General features: G+C 65.8%; 23 protein-coding genes and 1 pseudogene. 12 read left to right on the top strand and 12 right to left on the bottom strand.

What is annotated here, in order from left to right; translation table 11 throughout:
• Nucleotides 1-24 precede the first annotated feature (24 nt).
• Nucleotides 25-282: a hypothetical protein gene (locus tag GO592_RS11920; protein ID WP_007299273.1), complete on the bottom strand. Its 258-nt coding sequence runs from the start codon at nucleotides 280-282 to the stop codon at nucleotides 25-27.
• A gap of 329 nt (nucleotides 283-611) precedes the next feature.
• Here GO592_RS11920 and GO592_RS11915 point away from each other — a divergent pair, with 329 nt between their 5' ends.
• Nucleotides 612-2,009, top strand: a complete 1,398-nt coding sequence (locus GO592_RS11915) for a diguanylate cyclase domain-containing protein (RefSeq protein ID WP_007299272.1) — start codon at nucleotides 612-614, stop codon at nucleotides 2,007-2,009.
• 309 nt (nucleotides 2,010-2,318) lie between these two features.
• On the top strand, nucleotides 2,319-2,999 hold the full coding sequence (locus GO592_RS11910; protein WP_202715155.1) for a hypothetical protein: 681 nt from the start codon (nucleotides 2,319-2,321) through the stop codon (nucleotides 2,997-2,999).
• Nucleotides 3,000-3,329: 330 nt separating this feature from the next.
• On the opposite strand, the gene GO592_RS11905 is transcribed toward GO592_RS11910, so the two are convergent.
• The 3 genes and pseudogenes from GO592_RS11905 to GO592_RS44305 form a co-directional block, all read right to left on the bottom strand.
• Nucleotides 3,330-3,677, bottom strand: coding sequence for a hypothetical protein (locus GO592_RS11905; protein ID WP_237737207.1), 348 nt, complete (start codon nucleotides 3,675-3,677; stop codon nucleotides 3,330-3,332).
• Between the two features lie 420 nt (nucleotides 3,678-4,097).
• A pseudogene (locus GO592_RS11900) lies at nucleotides 4,098-4,241 on the bottom strand (DUF2637 domain-containing protein); the annotation flags it as partial.
• A gap of 283 nt (nucleotides 4,242-4,524) precedes the next feature.
• On the bottom strand, nucleotides 4,525-5,109 hold the full coding sequence (locus GO592_RS44305) for a hypothetical protein (protein WP_237737206.1): 585 nt from the start codon (nucleotides 5,107-5,109) through the stop codon (nucleotides 4,525-4,527).
• 277 nt (nucleotides 5,110-5,386) lie between these two features.
• Between GO592_RS44305 and GO592_RS11890 the strand changes: the two genes are divergently transcribed.
• Nucleotides 5,387-6,301, top strand: coding sequence for a hypothetical protein (locus tag GO592_RS11890; RefSeq protein ID WP_043792718.1), 915 nt, complete (start codon nucleotides 5,387-5,389; stop codon nucleotides 6,299-6,301).
• 45 nt (nucleotides 6,302-6,346) lie between these two features.
• Nucleotides 6,347-6,664 (top strand): hypothetical protein, encoded by a 318-nt coding sequence (locus GO592_RS11885; RefSeq protein ID WP_202715153.1) that lies wholly within the window; start codon nucleotides 6,347-6,349, stop codon nucleotides 6,662-6,664.
• Nucleotides 6,665-6,702: 38 nt separating this feature from the next.
• Here the strand turns inward: GO592_RS11885 and GO592_RS11880 are convergent, their stop codons facing one another.
• Nucleotides 6,703-7,617: an exodeoxyribonuclease III gene (locus tag GO592_RS11880; RefSeq protein ID WP_172650819.1), complete on the bottom strand. Its 915-nt coding sequence runs from the start codon at nucleotides 7,615-7,617 to the stop codon at nucleotides 6,703-6,705.
• A gap of 158 nt (nucleotides 7,618-7,775) precedes the next feature.
• Here GO592_RS11880 and GO592_RS11875 point away from each other — a divergent pair, with 158 nt between their 5' ends.
• Together GO592_RS11875 and GO592_RS11870 are read left to right on the top strand one after the other, a co-directional pair.
• Nucleotides 7,776-9,350: an LVIVD repeat-containing protein gene (locus GO592_RS11875; RefSeq protein WP_202715152.1), complete on the top strand. Its 1,575-nt coding sequence runs from the start codon at nucleotides 7,776-7,778 to the stop codon at nucleotides 9,348-9,350.
• Nucleotides 9,340-9,993, top strand: coding sequence for a DUF305 domain-containing protein (locus tag GO592_RS11870; RefSeq protein ID WP_202715151.1), 654 nt, complete (start codon nucleotides 9,340-9,342; stop codon nucleotides 9,991-9,993). The genes GO592_RS11875 and GO592_RS11870 overlap by 11 nt, the downstream gene beginning before the upstream one ends.
• 255 nt (nucleotides 9,994-10,248) lie before the next feature.
• On the opposite strand, the gene GO592_RS11865 is transcribed toward GO592_RS11870, so the two are convergent.
• The 3 genes from GO592_RS11865 to GO592_RS11855 form a co-directional block, all read right to left on the bottom strand.
• The gene (locus GO592_RS11865) at nucleotides 10,249-10,767 is read right to left on the bottom strand and encodes a hypothetical protein (protein ID WP_005253169.1); all 519 of its coding nucleotides are present in this window, start codon (nucleotides 10,765-10,767) and stop codon (nucleotides 10,249-10,251) included.
• Nucleotides 10,764-11,525 (bottom strand): ParA family protein, encoded by a 762-nt coding sequence (locus GO592_RS11860; protein WP_172650822.1) that lies wholly within the window; start codon nucleotides 11,523-11,525, stop codon nucleotides 10,764-10,766. The genes GO592_RS11865 and GO592_RS11860 overlap by 4 nt, the downstream gene beginning before the upstream one ends.
• 413 nt (nucleotides 11,526-11,938) lie before the next feature.
• Nucleotides 11,939-12,274, bottom strand: a complete 336-nt coding sequence (locus GO592_RS11855; RefSeq protein ID WP_202715150.1) for an SDR family NAD(P)-dependent oxidoreductase — start codon at nucleotides 12,272-12,274, stop codon at nucleotides 11,939-11,941.
• Nucleotides 12,275-12,658: 384 nt separating this feature from the next.
• Between GO592_RS11855 and GO592_RS11850 the strand changes: the two genes are divergently transcribed.
• Nucleotides 12,659-14,161: a carboxylesterase/lipase family protein gene (locus tag GO592_RS11850; protein WP_202715149.1), complete on the top strand. Its 1,503-nt coding sequence runs from the start codon at nucleotides 12,659-12,661 to the stop codon at nucleotides 14,159-14,161.
• A 337-nt stretch (nucleotides 14,162-14,498) separates the two neighbouring features.
• Here GO592_RS11850 and GO592_RS11845 read toward each other — a convergent pair whose 3' ends face one another.
• Both GO592_RS11845 and GO592_RS11840 read right to left on the bottom strand, forming a co-directional pair.
• Complete coding sequence (locus GO592_RS11845; RefSeq protein WP_172650824.1) at nucleotides 14,499-14,879, bottom strand: hypothetical protein; 381 nt, start codon at nucleotides 14,877-14,879, stop codon at nucleotides 14,499-14,501.
• Nucleotides 14,880-14,965: 86 nt separating this feature from the next.
• Nucleotides 14,966-15,115 (bottom strand): hypothetical protein, encoded by a 150-nt coding sequence (locus tag GO592_RS11840; protein WP_166680588.1) that lies wholly within the window; start codon nucleotides 15,113-15,115, stop codon nucleotides 14,966-14,968.
• Nucleotides 15,116-15,783: 668 nt separating this feature from the next.
• On the opposite strand from GO592_RS11840, the gene GO592_RS11835 reads away from it, so the two are divergent.
• Both GO592_RS11835 and GO592_RS11830 read left to right on the top strand, forming a co-directional pair.
• Nucleotides 15,784-16,161, top strand: a complete 378-nt coding sequence (locus tag GO592_RS11835; RefSeq protein WP_237737204.1) for an AMIN-like domain-containing (lipo)protein — start codon at nucleotides 15,784-15,786, stop codon at nucleotides 16,159-16,161.
• A 151-nt stretch (nucleotides 16,162-16,312) separates the two neighbouring features.
• Nucleotides 16,313-16,813, top strand: a complete 501-nt coding sequence (locus tag GO592_RS11830; protein WP_172652278.1) for a helicase associated domain-containing protein — start codon at nucleotides 16,313-16,315, stop codon at nucleotides 16,811-16,813.
• Nucleotides 16,814-16,867: 54 nt separating this feature from the next.
• Here GO592_RS11830 and GO592_RS11825 read toward each other — a convergent pair whose 3' ends face one another.
• Complete coding sequence (locus GO592_RS11825) at nucleotides 16,868-17,506, bottom strand: carboxymuconolactone decarboxylase family protein (RefSeq protein WP_172650825.1); 639 nt, start codon at nucleotides 17,504-17,506, stop codon at nucleotides 16,868-16,870.
• A gap of 35 nt (nucleotides 17,507-17,541) precedes the next feature.
• The gene (locus tag GO592_RS11820; protein ID WP_172650826.1) at nucleotides 17,542-18,108 is read right to left on the bottom strand and encodes a VOC family protein; all 567 of its coding nucleotides are present in this window, start codon (nucleotides 18,106-18,108) and stop codon (nucleotides 17,542-17,544) included.
• 86 nt (nucleotides 18,109-18,194) lie between these two features.
• Here GO592_RS11820 and GO592_RS11815 point away from each other — a divergent pair, with 86 nt between their 5' ends.
• The 3 genes from GO592_RS11815 to GO592_RS11805 are packed head-to-tail and all read left to right on the top strand — an operon-like array spanning nucleotide 18,195 to nucleotide 21,059.
• On the top strand, nucleotides 18,195-18,830 hold the full coding sequence (locus GO592_RS11815; protein ID WP_112298309.1) for a TetR/AcrR family transcriptional regulator: 636 nt from the start codon (nucleotides 18,195-18,197) through the stop codon (nucleotides 18,828-18,830).
• Nucleotides 18,831-18,873: 43 nt separating this feature from the next.
• Nucleotides 18,874-20,139: a CaiB/BaiF CoA transferase family protein gene (locus GO592_RS11810; protein WP_202715148.1), complete on the top strand. Its 1,266-nt coding sequence runs from the start codon at nucleotides 18,874-18,876 to the stop codon at nucleotides 20,137-20,139.
• The gene (locus GO592_RS11805) at nucleotides 20,136-21,059 is read left to right on the top strand and encodes a hydroxymethylglutaryl-CoA lyase (RefSeq protein WP_202715147.1); all 924 of its coding nucleotides are present in this window, start codon (nucleotides 20,136-20,138) and stop codon (nucleotides 21,057-21,059) included. Before GO592_RS11810 ends, GO592_RS11805 begins: the two co-directional genes overlap by 4 nt.
• The last annotated feature ends 38 nt before the right edge of the window (nucleotides 21,060-21,097 follow it).

Here is a 21,097-nt window from a genome sequence, read left to right as displayed (position 1 = left end):
TCACGACCGGAGTCGCCGGCGGAATCAGCAGGCCCACCGCCGAGTTCTGGCCGACGAAACCGCCGTTGCCGTTGTCTGCGAAGATGCCCCGGCGTCTTCGAATCCGTGTGCGCCGGCCGCATCGGCGATGCGGACAACCGTCGTCGATGCACCACCGGGAGACCAGGAATGCCTCGGTCGCCCCAGCGCTGCGGCGTGCTCGCGCAGGTACGCACTCAGATACGGCATGGTGACGTCGAGCATCTCGTGGCCGACCGACGCGATCAGCTCCGCGTCGATCACGCGCAACCGGTACTGGCTGGCCTAGGTTCGCGATCTGGCCGATCCGGCTCGGGGGTGTGGTGCTTAAGGCTAGGCAACCTGTCAAGGGGGGTGGTTGGTGATGATCAAAACTGGAGACGACTGCACGCCCGGGAGAGGCTCCTTCCGCAGGACGCACCCCTCGTGGGGAGTCGATCCTCCAGCCGGATGACCCAGGATCTGGGCGCATCGCCCATCGACTGATCGAACCCGTCGGTGTTCACTCGAATCACAAGCACTACGAAGGCTCGACCCGAACTGCTCGACACAATGGAGGCGCCCGTCATCGACGCCGGGGAAGGACGACCGGGATGAAACCGGATGCGGCGGAAGCCCGCATATTGCTGTCGGTGATCGAGCATGCCCAGAACCTGGTCGCCATCGCCGACTACGACACCGGTCGTCTGCTCCATCTCAACCCCGCCGGAATGCACCTGATGGGACTGACCGACGAGGCCGCCGTCGCCGCGCGCTGGGCCCCGGAATTCTTCACCGATGTCGGGTTCGTGCAGGCCCCCGAGATGGAAGCGGCCCTGCTCGACCAGGGCCAGTGGGAGGGGCGGTCGGAGTTTCGGAACTTCCTGACCGGTGAACCGATCCCGGTGACCCTGTCGGCGTTCGTGGTCGAGCGTGCGGATGACCGTCCGACGGTGATCGCCTGCATCGCCCAGGACCTGCGGACCGCTCAGGAGCACGAACAGCGCCTGCACACCGCGTTGGAGGCGGCCGCGTATCGGGCCCGCGAACAACGCTCCCTCGCCGACTTGAGTGGGCTCGCCGTCGACGGCGACCTCGAGCACGTGCTCGCCGCCGCGGCGGACGCCGCCGCCGCGTTGATGGGGGTCAACTGCGCCTCGGTGGCCCGGGCCGAAAAGCCGGGCGGGGTGTTGCGGGTACTCGCCTACCGCGGTCAACCACCCGCCCCGGACACCCTCACCCCCGGTACCGAGTCCCAACCCGGCTACGCGGCCGCCACCGAGGAGATCATCATCTGCCCCGACCGGTACGGGGAGCGCCGGTTCTCCACCGAAGCCATGAACGCCCGGGGGCTGCGGTCCGGGGTGTGCGTTCCCATCGGTGCCGAGCCGGTGTGGGGTGTGTTGACCGCACACAGTGCCCGCCCCCGTGACTACTCCGACCGGGAGGTGATGTTCCTGCGCTCGGTGACCGCGGTGCTGACGGCGGCGATCCGGCGCATCGAGGCCGAGGAGGCGCTGCGGTATCAGAGCCTGCACGATCAGCTGACCGGGCTACCGAACCGTGCCCTGGTGCATCAGCAGATCGATGCCGCCCTGGACGCGGCAGCAGGGAGCGAACACCGGGTCGCGGCGTTGCTGATCGACGTCGACGAGTTCAAGAGCCTCAACGACCGGCTCGGCCACGCGGTTGGGGATGACGCCCTCATCCGGTTGGCCGAACAGCTGCGGTCGGTGGTGCGGCCCGCCGACACGGTGGCCCGGATCGGTGGCGACGAATTCCTCATCGTGTGCCCCGGCACCGCCTCGGTCGAGGAGGCCATCGCCCTCGCCACCCGGATCACCGACCTGCAAGTCGGGGCCGATTCCGCCGGGCGCCCACTTCGGTTCACCGCCAGCGTCGGCATCGCACTCGCCGGACCGCAGGAAACCCGGCAGACGTTGATCCGTCGCGCGGATGCGGCCATGTACCACGCCAAAGCCACCGGCAGTGGCTTCGCCCTCGCGCCCTGACCCGAACAGCCGCACCCTGCGGGTTCTCAACGTCGTGGCGGCGGGTGATTGTCCCGAACGTGTCGGAATCCTCGGCCCCGGCCGCTGTGACGTCAGCGGATCCCTGACCGGACACCACCGTCGTGGGAATACTGTGTGCCGCATGCCCGGACACGTGCGATTCCCGCCGCTCGCCCGCCCCAGCAGCACCGATCTACGCCGCTCGTGTCCCCACTTCCTGTCTGGCGGCGGGCGGGCCCCCGAGGGGGCCGCACAACCCCGTGACGTTGGTCCCTTGCGAGGCGGTGCAAGGCCTCTAATGCTTGTCGTATGACGTTCGGACGCAAGATCGTCGGTGTCGCCGGGACAGCAGCTGTCCTCTACGCAGCCTGGGTACGCCCTCGGCTCGTGCGCTGGGGCGCAACGGAGGAGGAAGTCGCGGGGCCGTATCCCGGTGCCGACCTGGTTCCCGACGGTGAAAGGGGCGGGGCGATGGCCGTCACGATCGACGCCCCGCCGGATCAGGTCTGGCCGTGGCTGGTACAGCTGGGCGGCGATCGTGGGGGATGGTACTCCTGGGACCACCTGGACAACGCCGGTCGCCCCAGTGCCCGAAGAGTCCACCCCGAGTGGCAGGACCTCGCCCTCGGCGACTACGTGAAGTACTGGACACGCCGCCACGGCCCCGTGGACGCCTGGGAGGTCGCAGCGCTGGAACCGAATCGGTTCCTGGGACTGCGCGGGTTGAGCGATCTTCGAGGCCGCATTCTCGATCCCCACCGGCCACGGCCGTCGGCCTACACCGAAGGACTCTGGGGCTTCCTGTTGAACGAGTTGCCCGGCGGGCGCACCCGTCTGGTGATCGCCGGGTATCAAGTCTTCCGCCCTCGCTGGCTCGGGCGTTTCGTCTTCTACTGGCTCTTTCCCCCGGTGGTCTGGATCATGCAGGCACGGATGTTGGCCGTACTCAAACGAAACGTCGAACGAGCAGCCAACCGCAATGCCAGCTAGCGTAGCTATCCTCGCTTCGCAGTGACGATCGTGGAACCTTTCGGCGCACGTGATGGTGATCCGGGCCGGCCATCCGGGTCGCCGGAGAAAAATCGACAACCTCCCCAGGCTCGGGCACTTATGTCACCGTGATGAAATCGTGCATGCTCTCCCCCATGCCGGAAGAGCCACCGTTCAGCAACTGAACGTACCCGCGTCGATACACACACATGATATGTGCGCGGCACCGTCGAACGACTCGAGCGGCCGCGATGGCATTCGACGAGACCCGCAATCGACTCTCGTGGCGCGATCGATCCCGGTTACCCGTCGGGATCGATCACCACCCATCTACTCGCCCGCGTCGGGATCGAGTGGCGGGGTATGTGCGCCTGCGGCGAGAGGCAGCTCGACGGATACACGTTGCCACATCGTGCGGGCGTGGTGTTCCTTCGCGGCGATGGCCGCCTCGATACGGCAGCGCAGGTTTTCGTCGTCCAGGCGTGGATTGTCGAACCCGGTCACCACCGCCAGCTCGGTTCCGATCCGGATGTGGGCAGTCTTATTGACCACCGATCCGTCGTCACGGCACGCCAGGTCGCGCCCAGCGGCGATGACCCGAGCCATGGCGTCATCGCGATCGGACGCCTCCCCCGCGCGCACCGATGTCCGCTGCATCTCCAGATCCCAAAACGACACGAACCACTCCACAACCGCTCCCTCATCCACTCTCTTCCGAGTGAACTGTATGAGTCACCGGTGTCCAGCATGCAACGCGGCGCCCGACCACCTGCGATGCGCAGATGATCGCCGACGTTGTGATGGTGTTGCATCCGCATTGCGGGTCCACACGTCCGATTGCCTGTTGCATCCGAATCGGTGCCCGCGTTGCCAAACCTCGTACTGGTCGGCGTTGCGTTTCCGCAACCAGGCGTTGCGTTGCCAACCTCATCTGGCTGCAACGCAACGTCGGGCTGTGTTGCGGTCAGAAGCGCTGGCTGTTGCGGAGGTTCGGAATTTGCTGGGTGGGGCGCGCTTCGTTCTGTTGGTCGGGTCGTCTCCCTGGTCGTGCCGCGGAGGGCACGAGCTGGTCGTCGCCGCGTTGCCATGAGTGGGTGATCAGGGTGCCCCGACCAATGTGTACTGCGGATCGAGCGTTGCCGCATTGCGTCCGTCCGCCATCTCCTCGAGCTCAGGCAACGGGGGCGTTCGGAACCCGGCGTCGACTGCGCGTTGCGCAACCTTGTCGAATCGGCAAACTGCGCCTCGCAGTTCACCTTGCAGTCGCTGATTGTCCAGCGCCAGAGTGGTGGCGGCCCGCACGGCCGCCAGCAGCCTCGGCTGGTCGGCGACCGCAGGGTCGTACACCACCGCCCCCACCAGGACGCCGTCGCGGATGAGGGCGGTCGCCTCGCGGGGATCGTTCCTGGGTGGCAGAACCTGGGGACGCCCTTGCGCGTCCAAATATCCGTCGTCCGCGCGGGAGAACGACCACAACGCCAGGTCCGGGTCGCGCAGTGCCGCGCGCACCGCGTCGATGAAGCGATCACCGAGCGGGGCGGTGCCGATCTCGATCATCGAGGTTGCGCACTGCGGCTCGGGCGACGCGGTAGCGCAGAGCGGCGATCCACAGCGGCGCCACGGCGGCCCGGTAGGCCGGTGAACCCGACCTCCATCGGGCGATCACCACGCCGATCAGGACCACCCCGAGGGCGATCCCCACTGCACCGAACATCACTTGCAGCGCCGCGAAGACCCTCGGGTCGTCACGCACCAGGAGCAGATTCAACGACGGTGGATGGGCCGGGCTGATGCGGTGGGTGTCGAGGAACGCAAGCTCGGACACGACGGCGACGGCGTAGTACGCGTAGCTTCCGTCGACGAACCACCGCTCCCACCGGTGGCGCCACCGCCCCCAGGGAAACCTGAACACGAGTTGGATCAGCACCGCAATGTACATGTTGGTCAGCGCGGCGCCGACCGTGAACAGGGCCGGAACCGTCGACAGCCGAAAGCCCTTCACCAGCCACAGCAGCCCGGTGGCAACCAGCAGCCACCCCAGGTTGTCGTGCGGCCGGTCGCTTCTGGCGACCAGGCCGGCCGCCACCGCGACCGCCAGTACGGCGGTCACCAGGGCGGTCGCACACTGCGCGCGAAGACTCACCGGGTGCCGCCCGCGAGTCCGGACAGTTCGAGGAACACGGGATCGATCCTCGTGGGGATCCCGATTCGGCACCATCACCACAGGGTGGGGTAATGCGACACCTGGGTGGGCCGTCTCGACACCTTCGGCCCCTGTCGCCTGCAGTTGTTCGGCGCGGATCGATCGATGCCACGCGGCACACCGGCATTCGTGGGAACATCTCATCCGATCGGTCCAGCAGACTGAAGAGAAAGGGGTGTGGTTCATGACCAGGATTCGACTTCGGCCCGCGGTGGCACTGGCATCGATCGCCGGTGCGTCGACCCTGTTTCTTGCGGCCTGCACCCAGGACGCATCGTCGACCGAGGGCACCGAATCGGCCGCGCCGAGTGCCTCCGACGAGGCGCCGGCCGCGGAGGCACCCGTCAACGGTGTCGATGCGAAGGTGTACGCCTCCAGCGACCCGGAAACCGATGCCTACGGGTTCGTCACACCGTCAGGGAAATGGCAGTGCGCGATCATTCCCACCAGGAATGTTGCCGGATGTGCGTCTCATCCCACTGCGGGGCCATTGGGAGTCCCGGGGGCTCCGCAGATCGCCTCGCCGGACGGAGGCCCGCCGGCCGAGGCGAACCTCATCGCGGTCGAGGCGGGGAAGGAGCCGAGCTTCCAGAACTGGAACCAGACGGTCTTTCCCGCCAACGCCAAGGTCCTCCCCTACGACACCACGCTGGCGATCGACGGATTCAGTTGCAATGTGCAGTTCTCCGGCGTCTCCTGCAGGGAGGATGCAACGGACAAGGGGTTCACCATCTCCACCAGCGGCTACAAGTTCGAGTTCACCCCGATACCCGTGAGCCTCCCCAGCGCGAGCCCGGCACAGATCGCGCCCACGGCGGCCCCGCTTCCCCAGCAGGCGCGCGGATCGAATCAGTGTGGCCCCGTTGCCTATCCGGAGACGGGAAAGCCTGCGACCGTGGTCATCGTGAAGGGAACACTCCGCTGCGACGAGGCGCACGCGATGCTCACGAAGTATTTCGCCGCACCGGACAAGAACGAACCGGTGTACAGCTTCGACGGGTGGGAATGCCGCCTCGCGGGAGACCCGGGATCCGCGGAGATCGGCTACACGATCAACTGCACCGACGACAACGGGAACACCGTGGTCGCACAGCCGTAGACCGATCACCCGCGACACTCGACGCTCGATGTCTACGCTGGCGCTATGCAACCACCGAATGACCAGGACGGTACTTGGGAGGTTTCGTGGCTCGCGGCAATGACGGTGATCAAGAGTGCTCAGCGGGTTTTCACGCCTCAGAACCGCCCTCCCTCCGAGCTCCTTCCTCTCGTCGAACCCCTGAGCCGGTTGGGTGATGCGCTCCGGGCAGCACCGCCCGACCCCGAAGAGTCCCGCCGTCGCGCGGCCGAGCTGGTGGCCGATCGAGACCTGATCGAATGGGCATGCCGGCCGGATCAGCCCAGCGAGATCCGGGAGTTCGGGGCGACCTTGGCCTTCCTGTCCATGAAACTGACCACCTGAGCCTCGGGCTGTCCACGCCACACAGGCGTCCGGACCGCTCAGAAGTCGTAGTCCACGACGACCGGAGCGTGATCGCTCATCCGGCGGTCGGCCGCCGGATCACGGTCGGTGCCGGCCGTGACCGCCGCTCGTGCCAATTGCGGCGTCGCGAGGTGGTAATCGATGCGCCAGCCGATGTCGTTCACGAATGACTGCCCCAGCCACGACCACCACGAGTACGGACCCTCGACGCCCGGATGCTGTCGCCGGACGACGTCGACGAGGGTGCGCGGCGACAGGATGGAGTCGAACCACTCACGCTCCTCCGGCAGAAACCCCTCGACCTGGTTGCTACGCCGCCAGTTCCGTACGTCGGAACGGGTGTGCGCGATGTTGAGGTCACCCATCAGCAGAAGTTCCCTGCCGCGTGCGCGCGCCGTGCGCCGCGAGCGGGTCAGCTGTCGCGCAAACGCGGAGAGGAAGCGCATCTTGCGGTCGTAGCGGGCTCCGCCGTCGGGCGCTTCCCGCATCCGCCCGGGCTTCTGGAGGTGGGCCGGAAGGCCACCCTTCGGCAGGTACATCGATGCCACGGTGATCGGCGCCTCGGCGAGGTCGACCTCGACGTACCGACCCTGGTTCGCGAACTCTCCCAGCCCCCGGGCCAACGGCTCCGGATCCAGTTCGACGCTGTCGGTGTGCATTTCACCTGGCGCCCGCATCAGCGCCGTACCGCTCCACGTCCGAACTGCGACGGGCGCCTGCCGGGTCAGGACCGCGACACCGTTGCGGCCCGCGACGTCCCCCTCGTCGTACGTGAGGTGGTAGTCGCCGAACACCCCCGGCGGGATGGACTCGGCACGAGCCCGCACCTCCTGAAGCGCGACCACATCGGGGCCGCGGTCGCCCAGCCAGTCCTCGAAGCCGCGCCGCTGCGCTGCGCGGATCCCGTTGACGTTGAAGGTCGCGATTCGCACGAGTGACAGTGTAGGGATCCGACCGACGCGTCGAATCTCGCCATACCTTTCACGTGCCGTCTGGCAGTTCTGCGGAGTTGGCCGATTTGTATGTGAACTCGAGTACGCGTTGCTAGCCTTCCCGTGATTGAGACCACACTGCAGGGGGGGAGATCTCGATGCGGATCGCGCGGACGCGGCCAGGAAGTGCCCGGCGAGGTGTGGCGACCGCGGCCCTGACGGTATCGGTTGTCCTCGGGGTCGCGACGAGCCCCGTGCCTGCCGTCGCGTCAGCCGAGACGTTCTTCTTCGACGACATCGGCTCGACGGCCGTTCCGAGGGCGAACTGCGGCCCCGGCTCGCTGCCCGAAACGGGCATGCAGGGCGACGTTCCAGCCGCGGACCGAAACAACGGCCGAAGCACCCAGGGCTATCGATGCAATATGTCGCTGGTCGGAGGCTTACAGGATCGCGGTGGTGGCCTGCTGTCGGTGACCTACGACCACTGCTCCTACACCAGCACGTTCTTCCCCGGGAACCTGCTCAACCCCACAACGCCGGGCGTACAGGTGCTCGACGTGTCGAACCCTGCGCAGCCGGTGTTGTCCACGACCCTGAACGAACCCGCGATGCTGGGCGGAACCTGGGAAAGTCTGAAGGTCAACAAGGCACGCAAGTTGCTCGCGGCCACGGCGGTGCCGATCGCTGCCGGCACCGGCTATTTCTCCGTCTACGACATTTCCGACTGCGCCCACCCCCGATTGCTCAATCGTGGTGCCGGTAGCAACGTCACGATGCCGCTGCCGTTCATCTCCCATGAGGGCGGCTTCTCGCCGGACGGCAACACCTACTGGGTGTCCGGCCCCGCACCGGGTTTCCTCACCGCCATCGACATCAGTAACCCCGCCGAGCCGCGGATCATCTGGCAGGGATTACACGGACTCGGCGGGCACGGCTTCGGCATCACCCCCGACGGGAACCGGATGTACCTGTCGAATCTCGGTGGGATCACAGTCCTCGACATCAGCGCGGTGCAACGGGGCGACCCATATCCCACCGTCCCGCAGATCGCCACCTACCTGTGGACCGACGGCTTCTTCAATCAACACAGCATCCCGGTCACCTATGGGGACAAGCCTTACATCTTCACCGTCGACGAAACCGGCGGCGGTGGAATCAAGGTCTTCGATGTCGCCGACCCGGCGCACGCCGAAATCGTGCAGAAGATCAAGCTCGAGATCCAACTTCCGGCCAATACCGCCGCGAACCTTCGGTCGTCGCAAGGCGGCTCGGTGTTCTCCTACGATCCGCACTACTGCGTGGTCGACCGTCCAGCCGACCCGACCGCACTCGCGTGCTCCTGGGAGTCGTCCGGGATCCGCGTGTTCGATATCCGTGATCTGAACCGCATCAGTGAGATCGCCTACTACAACCCGCCGGCACAGACCGGGAAGAACGTTCAGCTCACCAACTCTCCACACGCATTGTCCTCGCTGATCGGTGTCTCACTCTTCAACTTCGTTCCGCTCGCCCGCGCCGTCTTCGAGGGCAAGACGGATCCGCGGGTCGCGTTCGGCCCGCGCGCCGGAATGGTGGCGTTCGGCGACCTGTCGGCGGACTGGTGCTTCTCACCTCCGGAGTTCCACGGCAACCAGATCTGGACCTCGTGCAGCGACAACGGCTTCATGGCGTTGCAACTTGACGACACCGTCTATCAACCACCGGCGAATCAGGCTTCGACTTATGGTCAGTGACACCAAGTCTTCGTCGTTCCGCGGTCCCCTCGTCCTGTTGCTGTGCGCCATCGTGCTTGGCGTCGCCGGGGTCGCCGCCGGAATGTGGTTCGAATCGGAACGCGACACCAACCCCGACACGGTGCAACTGTCATCAGCGGACATCGGCTTCGCACAGGACATGTCGGTGCACCACGAGCAGGCCGTGCTGATCGCCCAGACATTGTCGCAGGACGTCGATCCGCAGACCCGGGTCATCGCCGATCAGATCGTCGTCGCACAGACCTCCGAGATCACGACGATGCGCGGTTGGCTCACCCTCTTCGACGAACCGTTCACTACACCGCAACCGATGCAGTGGATGCACGGATCGGATCACGCCATGACTGACCACGGCGGCGCGCCCATGCCGGGGGCAGCGAGTACCAGCGAGATCACCCGGCTCGCCGGCCTGCGCGGAGCAGATGCCGAGACACTGTTTCTGCAGCTCATGATTCGGCACCATCAGGGGGGAGTCGACATGGCCGAGGCAGCCACCCACGCAGTTGCATCCGAACCGATCCGCCGCATCGCACGCGGGATGATCCGTGACCAGAGCAATGAAATCGCAGTGATGACTGCCATACTCGACACCCGAGACGCGACACCGCTCCCCCACCCTTGAGGCGTTGAGGCTCTCCACCGCCCACACCCGGAAGCCCGACGCATGTCGCGCAGATGCCGGGACTGCGAGGTCCGCCCCCGCACCGCGCGACGTTGTAGTCCGGCGCGAGCTCGGGTCGGCCCGTTCGGGGTCGATCTCGACGGTCTCGAGCAGCGTTTACCGGCTTGTCGTCGATGCGTAACAACCGCACCTACCAATAGCCTGCCACGATCGACTGACGAGCCGGTCGTGTCATTGTGACTGCTCCGGGGCGGGCTAGTTGATGCGTGATCCCCGGACGAATTCGGCGTTGCGCGGCGGGAAGGGTTCGCCACTGTTGTATCTGCGTTCGAGAACGGCGAGGTACTGGTCGAGGGCTTCGTCGACGAGGTTGGACCAACTGTTGGGGGCGCCGGCGATGTGGCCGATGGCAGCGATGGCATTCTTACCATTTTCGACCTTGGCGCTGTTGATGTAGACGGATACCTGCTTCTTGTCTGCGGGCACCCGTTTGGTGGTCTTCTTTTCCTCGCCGCGGGCCACCGGCCCCGGTTGAGGTTCGGCGATGGTGGCTGCTCCTTGTGCGAGGTCCACGCCCTGTTCGACGAGGTTCGGCAGTCGTGGCTTGCGGCGTTCCAGGGGGTTGTTTGCGAGTCCGGCTTTACGTGTCACGTTCGTCAGGAGGTCCTTGCGACTCGTTCTCGAGTACGTCCCGTCCTGGTGGGCGCCTGTGCGGGGCTGGTGGCGGCGTTCGAGGGGGTTGTTTGCGAGTCCGGGTTTACGTGTCACGGTCATCGGGGGTCCCTTTCGACGAGTTCTTGGGCGGCGTCGCGGTAGGCGCGAGCTGCGGAGGAGGACGGTGCCCACCTCACGACGGGTTCTTCGGCGCTGTAGCTTTCGCTGACTCGGACGGACTTCGGGATGATGGTGCGCATCGTCTGCTCGGCGTAGGTCTCGCGGAGCGCGGCAAGGACCTGCTGGTCGATGACCTGGCCGAGTTCGACGCGGCCGCACAGAATGTGATTGAGCCGTGCGCTGGGGTTGAGCAGCTCGACCTGCTGGGTGATGTAGTTTTCGATCCGCATGAGCGCTTCGAGTTCCATGGCTCCTGTCATGACAGCGGCGAGCACTTCGGTGCAGGCGACGAGTGCGCTGATGGTCAGGTGGTCGAAGTCTCCGGGGCAGTCGAGGAGGTTGAAGTCGACCTCGGGAGCGCTGGCGAGGGCTTTGCGCAGGATGCCGTGTGCACCGGGCTTCTTGAGGAAGTAGGGCCCGACGGAATCGAGTTCCTTGGTGGCAGGAACGAGGTGAATCCCGGACGCGGTGATGGTGGTGGCGTCTTCGATGCTCGCAACCAGCATGAGTACCGACAGGACATCGTTGTCGACGGCTTCGGGCGTGGCGCCGAGCCAGGTGGTGGCGTTGCATTGTGGGTCGAGGTCGATGACGCGGACGGTGTAGCCGGCTTCGACGAGGGCTTGGGCGAGGTTGACCGTGCTCGTGGTCTTGGTGGAGCCACCTTTATGGTTGACCACTGCGATGGTGCGGGTCATGTGGGCCTGTCCCTTCGTGTAAATATAATGACGCCCCTCAAGATACTTAACTTGGTCGAGGCACGCGGATGACCCGCCGATCTGAGCTGGAACATGTCCGATCCCGCCGCTTCGACCACGAGTTCGTCACGGTTGATCGGCCCTCACCGCGGTCTCGACGAATCCAACACCATCCGAGAGTCCGGTGACCGCAGTCCTGTTGGCAGCACCTGCTCATCCCCTCCGCGGGTGGTTGCTACCCTCGACTTCGACGTGTTCGCGGACAACGATTTTCAACTTTGGGACCTTCTCGTGGGATGCGGACCTCGCCATCATCGCCGCCCACGGGACACTCGACACCGAAGCGGCGGCCGTCGACTGGTGTCTCCTCGAGTCGTGTGCCTGTGGGTGTTCGTCCAACCGGCAGCCTCGTGTCAGTCGACGACAGCGCCCCCGGTGAGGTTGATCTCGGTCGCGGTCATCGCAGTGGCCCAGTCGGACGCGGCGAAGACGGCCGCGTTGGCGACATCGGCGTAGCTCGGGCGCCGCGGCAGCAACAGACGGGTGGCGTCCCGGTCCACCGCATCGAGAACAGCGACGTGCGCAATCCCGCCCTCGTCCCTGATGCTGTGGGCGACATCCTCGAGCGTGGCTCGCGTGCGTCCGGTGAGGTGCACCTCAGCGCCTTCCCGCGCGTACGCCCGCGCGACCGCGGAGCCGACGGCGCCACTGCCCCCGTGGACGATCGTGATGCGGTTCTGCAGCAGCATTACTCATCCGCCTTTCACCTCTCGCGTACCAGCGCAAGACCGCGCGATGTGAGACCACGCGAGATTCCGGACTTCATCGGTACGAACTCGAGCGGCGTCGAGCGGCAGCTTGGGCGTCGCGCTCGGGTCCCGGATCAGCAGCTGCGTGGCATCCCACTCCTGCGGTGAGACGAATCTAGAACAGCTTCCGCTAGGTCATGCGCTGCCTCGAGCGGACCGTCGTCCGAGTCGTCTATCACGACCCACAACACGACTTGACGGCAGAGCTCTCAGGCCGGACACCGAAGCCCATGGCAGGCTTGGACCAGGTGGGCGCCGATTTCACACACCACCCTCGGCCCGACCATCCAGCGTGATGCGCACATACGAAAGGGGGCGTCGCTGATGACCGTCCGTACCGTGAGAACGGAGGCAGGGCGACTCTCCGGTGACCACACCGACGGGGTCGCCCGATTCCTGGGAATACCCTACGCGGCAGCTCCAGCGGGCGAACGCCGATTCGCACCCCCTGCCCCTGCCGAACGATGGGCAGGGACCAGGAACGCCACCGGTTACGGCGCGACCGCACCCCAGCCACACTTGCATCCCGCCCACGCGAATTTGGCGCCGCTGATCGGGCCCGGATGGGTCACCGGCGACGGCGAATACCTCAATCTCAACGTTTGGACACCCGACCCCGGCACGAGTGGGCTTCCGGTGATGGTCTACGTCCACGGCGGCGGGTTCGTGATCGGGTCGGGCGCCGCCCCCGCCTTCGACGGCACCTCGTTCGCGCGCGACGGCGTCGTCCTGGTCACCGTCAACTATCGACTCGGGGCGGAGGGCTTCCTCGCACTGTCCGGTGAGATCACGAACATTGGATTGCGCGATCAGATCGCAGCACTGCGCTGGGTTCGCGACAACATCGCCGGGTTCGGCGGGAACCCGGACAACGTCACCGTCTTCGGCGAATCGGCCGGCGGCTCCTCGGTCGCGTTCCTGCTGCACTCCCCGCTGGCCGCCGGACTGTTCCAGCGCGCGATAGTCCAGAGCGGACACGACGAGATGGCCCGCCGGCTCGAGCTCACCGAAGAACTCACGAAGGCACTCGCTGCCAGGCTCGGAACCTCCCCGACCACAGACGCATTCCGAGCATTCTCTGCCCCCGAGCTGCTACGCGCGCAGGCAGCGCTGCTCAGAAACGAACCCCACCCGGACCTGCGCGACGACAACGGTTTCGATCCTGGCCACCGTCGTGCGCTGTTCCTCCCCACCACGGGTGACGACGTCCTCCCCGATCCGGTCGGAGTCCCGAGCACACACTCGCGCGGCGTCGACCTGTTGATCGGCACAACACTCGAGGAAGTCAACCTCGGTTTCGGTGCCGACGAGTTCGCCGCCTTCGACGCGCGTGACGCCGTAGCCGAGTTGGCCGCCACCTACCCCGATGCCGAAGCGCTCCTCGAACGACACGGTCTCCACGACCCGGCCGTCACCCCCGCGCACGCACTCACAACCGCCTACACGGACCTGATGTTCAGATCACCGAGCCGCCGCACCGCGCGCCGCCACCCAGGCCCCACCTACGTCTACGAATTCGCCTGGCGATCACCACTGCACGGCGCCGCACACGGCCTCGACGTCCCCTTCGTCTTCGACACGACACAGGCATGCCGCGGCCTCATCGGCGACGCCGCACCCGGCGCACTCACCGACGCGATGCACCAAACCTGGCTCGACTTCGCTACCCACGGAGATCCCGGCTGGCCCACCTACGACGACGCCAGAACAGCGATGAGGTTCGATTCCAGCCCCCACCTCTGCGAGGACGCCGCTCCCGACGACACCGGCGCGAAATACCTGCCGGGCACCTCCACAATCCGAAGCTCCGCGCACAGACAAGCATGAGAAGCCGCTCCCATCCCGGCAACAAATCCCATCGGTCGCCCTTCCGAGGTCGCAGCGGCTGTCACCGGCGGAGTCGACTTCGTCCGTCACCGGCCGGTGTCTGCAGTTGCACGTCCAACGATCTTCCCGATTGACGAACTCGCACCGCGACGAGATCGGCGCCCAGCGCGCACACCCGCAAGGGTCCACGCGCCGAAAAGCGGGTCCCTGTTCGGTCAGCTCTGCGCACGGTCGTTGGCGCTACGGCCCTCGCCTTGGTGATGCGGTGAAGCCATGACGCGAGAGCCCAACCGAGTACACGGGTTCGGCGAACACGCGGTCGCGTCCCTGTTATCTGTTACTGGCGATAGATCTCCACGCGGGCGTTGGTGATCACGCCGGCATTCAACGAGGGGGCACCCCAATTCGTGCTGCAAGCCCCGGTGGCCTGACCTGTCGGCACGAATGAGGGACTGGACTGGCTGAAGGGCCCGATCGCATACAACGGAAAGGCGTTGGGGATGCCGTGAAGGCCCCAACAGTCGACGATCAGCGCGTACTCCCTGCCGGCGGGCGCATCGGTGTCATGGCAGGTCGCCGTCGCGCTGAAGGCATCCCGCTGGATGATGCAGTCCTGGGGGTCCGCCTGGGCGGTGCCGGAGCTGATGATCGCTGTGAAGGCCAGCCCCGATACGACGGCGGCCGTGGCGCGTGCTGCAACGCCAATAGCGTTTCTCATTGAGATCCTTTCAGTAGCAAGAAGTCTGGCGTCGGACATTCCCGCTGGGGACGTGTCGAAGCCCCGCGGCCGAGCATCTGGCCGGCTCAGATGACGATGGGTGCACCCGTGACGAGGTCCCAGAGTCCCAGGCCGAGGAACAGCACGGTGCCCACTGCCGACTGCACCGGATTTCCGTTCAGGAAACCCTCGGCACCCCAGGCGACCAAATCGGTGAAGACTTCAGACGAACCCATTGTTCTCGCTCCTTGTGTCGGTATAAGACCTCGGCATCTTGATCGTCCAGACCGAATGGTCTGTTACGGATCCGGCGCGGAGTGCCACATGTCGGCGAGCAGGTCGTGGACACCACACTCTTGCTACGTGGATGACAACGAGCTCTAGTCCTTCGTCCAGTTGGCTGAGCGCAACGGGGCAGCGGCTCGCCTCGACCTGGTCCGCACGCTATGCGATCTCGGGCTATCTGGGGCCCCCATCCGCAAGGTACCGGACAATGGCGTGTCCCTGAAGCAAGTCCCGGCTACGCACGCTCAGGCACTTGACGTCCAGATCCACACCCTCCGGCTGCGCGAGTCACATCTCGTCGGCGCAGGTCGATACCAATACCATGAGGGGCGAAACGCGCACACCGATCCTGTTCGTCGCAACGACGACTTGTATCGCCCTGGCGGCGGGCTGCCAGTCGCCCAGCGAACAAGTGGGATCCGTCGAAGGAACGACGATCCCGTGGAGCATGGTCCCCGCTGCACAATCCGGCGGAGGTGCCGCGCCCCAACCACCGGATCCTCCCCGCCGACGGACCCGAACGCGGGTCCCGGTATCCCCGATCCTCCCACACCGACAACACCGACAACACCGGGCCCGAGGACACTGGTCGTTCCACCCGTCCCCGGAGTAACGGCCAGTGGCGTGCACATCGAACGTCACGACAGATTCGATCGCATCGTCTACGACTTCGGCGGCACGTACGCACCTCGCTGGCGCCGAATACGTCTCCGAGGCAACGCAACGCGGCCAAGAGACCGCGGCACGAATCCAGGGTCGATCGATCCTGCAGATCTACTTCTTCGACACGGACTCCGCGGCCGAGAGTGGGATCGCCGCGTACAACGGACCTGACCCGTTGTCGGACCCCGCGGCGTACAGCGTCGTCGAGGTGCACCTCACACCCAACTACGAGAGAGGCACCCAGTCGTTCGTCGGCCTCCGTACCGACTACCCGCAGTTCCAGGTCACGACTCTCATAGAACCGACGAGAATCGCTGTCGACATCCACGACTAGCGCCACATTCGGGAATTCGTCGCCCCGGCAGAGATTGCATTCCCCGGGCGACACGAGCCGACTTTCGTGACAGATCGTCAAACTCGTTGACATACTTGAAGTGATGACTATCCGGATAATGCTCGACGGCTTTCACAAGGATGCGATCTCGATGCGAGATAACAGGCCCGCAACCTCCGCACTGCAGCTCTACCGCGCCTTTCAGCACCAGCACCCCCGAACTTCGGTCCCGGCCGATTACGTCACCAAATGCGGTTTCCGACTGGGACGTTGGCAGGACCGCCAGCGGATTGCCCGCATGCTCGGCACTCTGCCGCCCCAGCGCATCGAGCAACTCGACGCGATCGGATTTCTGTGGAGCGATGACGACGTCCCACTTCCGGCCGTGTCACGTACCGACGCCAAGCGACGACGGATGCTCACCGCCATCGCCGCCTACCGGGAAGAGCACGGCAACGCACTTGTTCCCGCGAACTATGTCACCGCTGAGGGTGAACAGGTGGGCCAGTGGCTCTACCGGGCGGTGAAGAAGTGGAGGGCCGACGCCTTGCCGGACAAAGAGCGTCGCACACTCTCCGTGCTCGGCGTCTCCCCCGGTCCACGACCACGAGGCCCCCGAACATCAGCGCACCTTGTCGGACAGGCGACGTAAGGCAGACGACCCGCACCCTGAATACTGTTGCTGTACATATGTTCGAGCATCAGGTCATTCCCCGGACAGGTCGGCCGACAGATCCCGAACTGAGACACCGGCAGGAATCTCGACCTCGGCGACCAACTCGGGCCGGTCGTCGAATTCGAGACGAAGAGCGCGGCACATGGTCGCGTGCATGTCGTAGAGGCTGGTGATGTAGGTCAGTTCCAGAATCTCAGGATCCGTCAGGTGGGTCTTCAGCACCGCGAACACCTCGTCCGGTACCCGGCCGCCGTCGTAGACGAGGCCGTCGGTGTAGGCAAGCACGGCCCGCTCGAGTGCGGAGAAACAGTCGCTGACCTGCCAGTGCGGAACGGCCGCGATCTTCTCCTCGGGCATCCCGAGGGTACGCATCTGCTTGCAGTGCTGGGAGAAGACGAATTGGCTTCCGCGCGCGTACCCGGCCCGGCCCTGTCCCAGTTCGCGCAGCAGCGGGTCCAGGGAGGCGTTGCGGTAGAGCGAGAACCCGCGTACGGCGTGCCGGAACACATCCGGTGACTGGGCGAATACGGTCCACCAGTCGCCGGGAGTGCCGTGCACGGTGCCGTGATCGACGGCAGGATCTTTGTCGGGTCCAAACAGTCGATCGTAGAAGAAGAGGATCTTCTCGTCGGTGACTTCGGCGCGGGGCACTTCCCGTAAGCGGGGCACTGCGGCTCCTTTCGGACGGCGGACGGCGGGCAGGGTCAGGATGCGGTGGGTACGCGCCGGTCGGCGGCGGTCCTCGGTTCGTGCGAGACGTCGGATTCAGTGAAGGTGCGTGTCCAGCAGGCGAATTCGAGCAAGACACCATCCGGGTCCTGGAAGTAGAACGAGCGCACGAAGGTGCCCGAGTGCACGTGCCGGGACACACCGGAGGGGCTGTCGTCGTGGTTGAGTATCCGGCTGACCTTGATTCCCTCGGCCTGCATCCGGCTGTAGTACTCGTCGAACTGTTCCGGGGGCACCGCGAACGCGACGTGATTCATCGATCCCACCGCACTGGCGAGTTCGCCCTCGTCGGGCAGTCCCTTGGGGGCGGCGAGACCGGGCGCAGCCTCGGGGGAATCGGCCAGCCAGAAGAAGGCGATGGTGTTGCCGTTGCCGCAGTCGAAGAAGAAGTGCTGACCCAGATCCCCCGGCAGCTCGATGGTCTTGATCAGGGGCATGCCCAACACGCCTGAGTAGAAATCGATGGTGCGTTGCATGTCCGAGCACACCAGCGCGAGGTGGTTGATACCACGAAGTTCGTACTTGGAGTTCGAAGTGCTCATAGCGGTCCTTCCGATGTGGTGAAGTCGTCGCGAGAAGCGATCAAAAATGACTTGACAGTCATGTCATCTATTGGGAGAGTTTGTCTGTGAGCAAGTCATCTGTCAATACCCCGTCCACGCCGGCGACGGCCGACACCCTGACCGCGCGTGGTCGCAAGACGCGTGACGCACTCCTCGACGCTGCGCAGAAGGTGTTCGAGACAGTCGGATTCCTCGACACCCGGGTCGAACACATCGCCCAGGAGGCGAAGGTCTCCTACGGCACCTTCTACCGCTATTTCGAGTCGAAGGACGACGTGTTCCGGGAGCTGAGCACGCGACTGTTCGAGGACATGCACCGCCGGGAGCCGACCGATACGGATCTGTCCCCGGCGGAGAAGCTGATCGCCTCCAACCGCTCGTACTATCAGGCCTATCGCCGAAACGCCCGGCTGATGGCGATCGTCGAACAGGTCGCGACCTTCAACGCCGAGTTCCGCGAACTTCGCCACGAGCACCGTCGTCAGTTGATCGACCGGACCTCCCGCGCCATCGCACGCTGGCAGCAGGACGGCCTGGTGACGGCCACCCTCGACCCGGTACTGGCCGCCCGCGCCATGGCCGCCATGGTCGACCACACCCTGTATCTGTGGTTGATCCAGGGCGACGAGGCCGACGAGGCGGCTCTGCTCGACACCCTCGACCAGATGTGCCTCGGCGCACTCGGGCTGAACCGGGATTGAGCACCGAATTTTCATCCCTTCTCATCCCCCAAAGGCAAGCACCATGACAACGCATGCGCCGCCCTCGACCGCCACTGATGAGATCCCTCCGGGAGCACTCGACGGCCTGCGGGTACTCGAACTGGGCACCTTGATCGCCGGCCCCTACTGCGGACGGCTGCTCGGAGACATGGGGGCCGACATCATCAAGATCGAGGCTCCGGATCGTCCTGACCCACTGCGAGATTGGGGGCAGGCCGAGGGTGGGCACCAGTACTTCTGGTCCGTGCACGCCCGCAACAAGCGTTGCGTCAATCTCGACCTGCGAACCGAAGCCGGACGGCAGATCTTCCTCGACCTCGTCGCCACCGCCGACGTCGTCGTCGAGAGTTTCCGGCCCGGAACCCTCGAGCGCTGGGGCGTCGGCTACGACGTCCTGCAGGAGATCTCCCCAAGGCTGGTCTTGGCTCGGGTCTCCGGATACGGCCAGACCGGACCGTACGCCGGCCGTCCCGGATACGCCTCGGTCGCCGAAGGCATCAGCGGATTGCGCCACCTCAACGGGTTTCCCGGACAGGCGCCGCCCCGGATCGCTCTCTCCCTCGGAGACAGCCTCGCCGGGATGTTCGCCTTCCAGGGTGTCCTCGCGGCACTGATCGCGCGCGAGCGCACCGGACGGGGTCAGATCGTCGACGCCGCGCTCACCGAGGCAGCCCTGGCCATTCAGGAATCCACCGTTCCGGACTACCACAAGACCGGCCATGTCCGGCAACCCTCCGGCACCCGACTCGATCGCGTCGCACCGTCCAATCTGTATCGGACGCAGGACGGACTGTGGGTGATCATCGCGGCCAACCAGGACACGCTGTTCGCGCGCCTGGCTGCCGCGATGGATCGTCCGGAGCTGGCCACCGACGTCCGCTACGCCACCCACACCGCACGCGGTGATCACCAGGACGAACTCGACGCGCTCATCGCCGAGTGGGCGGCCGGTTTCCCGGCCACCGACCTGATCGAACTGTTGACGAAGTTCGAGGTGGTCACCGGACCGGTCAACACCGTTGCCGAGGTACTGGCCGACCCGCAGTTCAACGCCCGCGAGATCTTCGTCGACCATGTCGACCCGTCCCTCGGGCCCGGAGACGAAGGATTCGACCCCGAACCGGTGAAGGGAGTCGGGGTGATCCCGAAACTCAGCGAGACCGCGGGCGGGGTCCGCTGGGGCGGGCCGAGCAGACCGGGAACCCACACCGACGAGGTGCTGACCGAGCTCCTCGGTTACGACACCGAACGGCTCGCCGCGCTGCGCGATCAGGGCACGATCTCATGACCGAGACCCCACCGAGGGTCGACATCCGTGAGGTCGGACCCCGCGACGGACTGCAGATCGAGAGGCCCATTCCCACCGAGGCCAAGCTGGAGCTGATCGACGCACTCGCGGCCACCGGCGTCGGACGCATCGAGGTCACGTCTTTCGTCTCCCCGCGAGCAGTCCCGGCATTGGCTGACGCCGAGGGCGTCGCCGCCCACCTCAGCCGCTGGCCACACGTGACGTTCTCGGCGCTGGTGGCCGGACTCGGCGGGGTGAAGCGGGCACTCTCGGCCGGCGTGTCCCGCCTCGAGTACGTCGTGTCCGCCTCCGACGGGCACAGCCGAGCCAACGTCGGCCGCAGCAGCGAGGAGTCGATCGCGCTGATCGCCTCCGTCGCCGAACTTGTCCACCAGGCCGGCGGCCATCTCGAAGTGATCATCGCCATCGCCTTCGATTGTCCGTTCGACGGCCCGACCCCACCGGATCGGGTGGCCGAAATCGCTCGCCGTGCAGTTCTTTCGGGCGCGGACGCCCTGTCGGTCGCCGACACCATCGGCACCGGGACACCGGTGCGCACCACCGACGTGCTCACCCGGGTACGCGCCGCCGCCCCCGACATCGATCTCGGCCTGCACCTGCACAACACCCGCGGTCAGGGCCTCGCCAATGCATGGGCGGCGTACACCTTGGGCATCCGCCAATTCGACGCCTCCGTCGGTGGCCTCGGTGGTTGCCCCTTCGCGCCCGGAGCCAGCGGCAACATCGCCACCGAGGAACTGGTCTACATGTTCGAAGATGGCGGCATCACCACCGGCATCGACATCGACAGGGAACTCGCCGCCGCCCGTTTGGCTGAGCGCCTGCTCCACAAGTCCCTCCCCAGCGGACTGCTCCAGGCCGGAGGCCTACCGGTACCGGCCGGCGCCGCCTGCAATTGACCATCTCGCTGCCGCCACCGGGACGGACGACCCGCTTC

The sequence above is a fragment of the Rhodococcus sp. 21391 genome (assembly GCF_016772255.1).
In the GTDB taxonomy this organism is placed as follows: Bacteria; Actinomycetota; Actinomycetes; order Mycobacteriales; family Mycobacteriaceae; genus Rhodococcus_F; species Rhodococcus_F opacus.
This window is presented reverse-complemented; position numbering and strand designations above follow the sequence as displayed.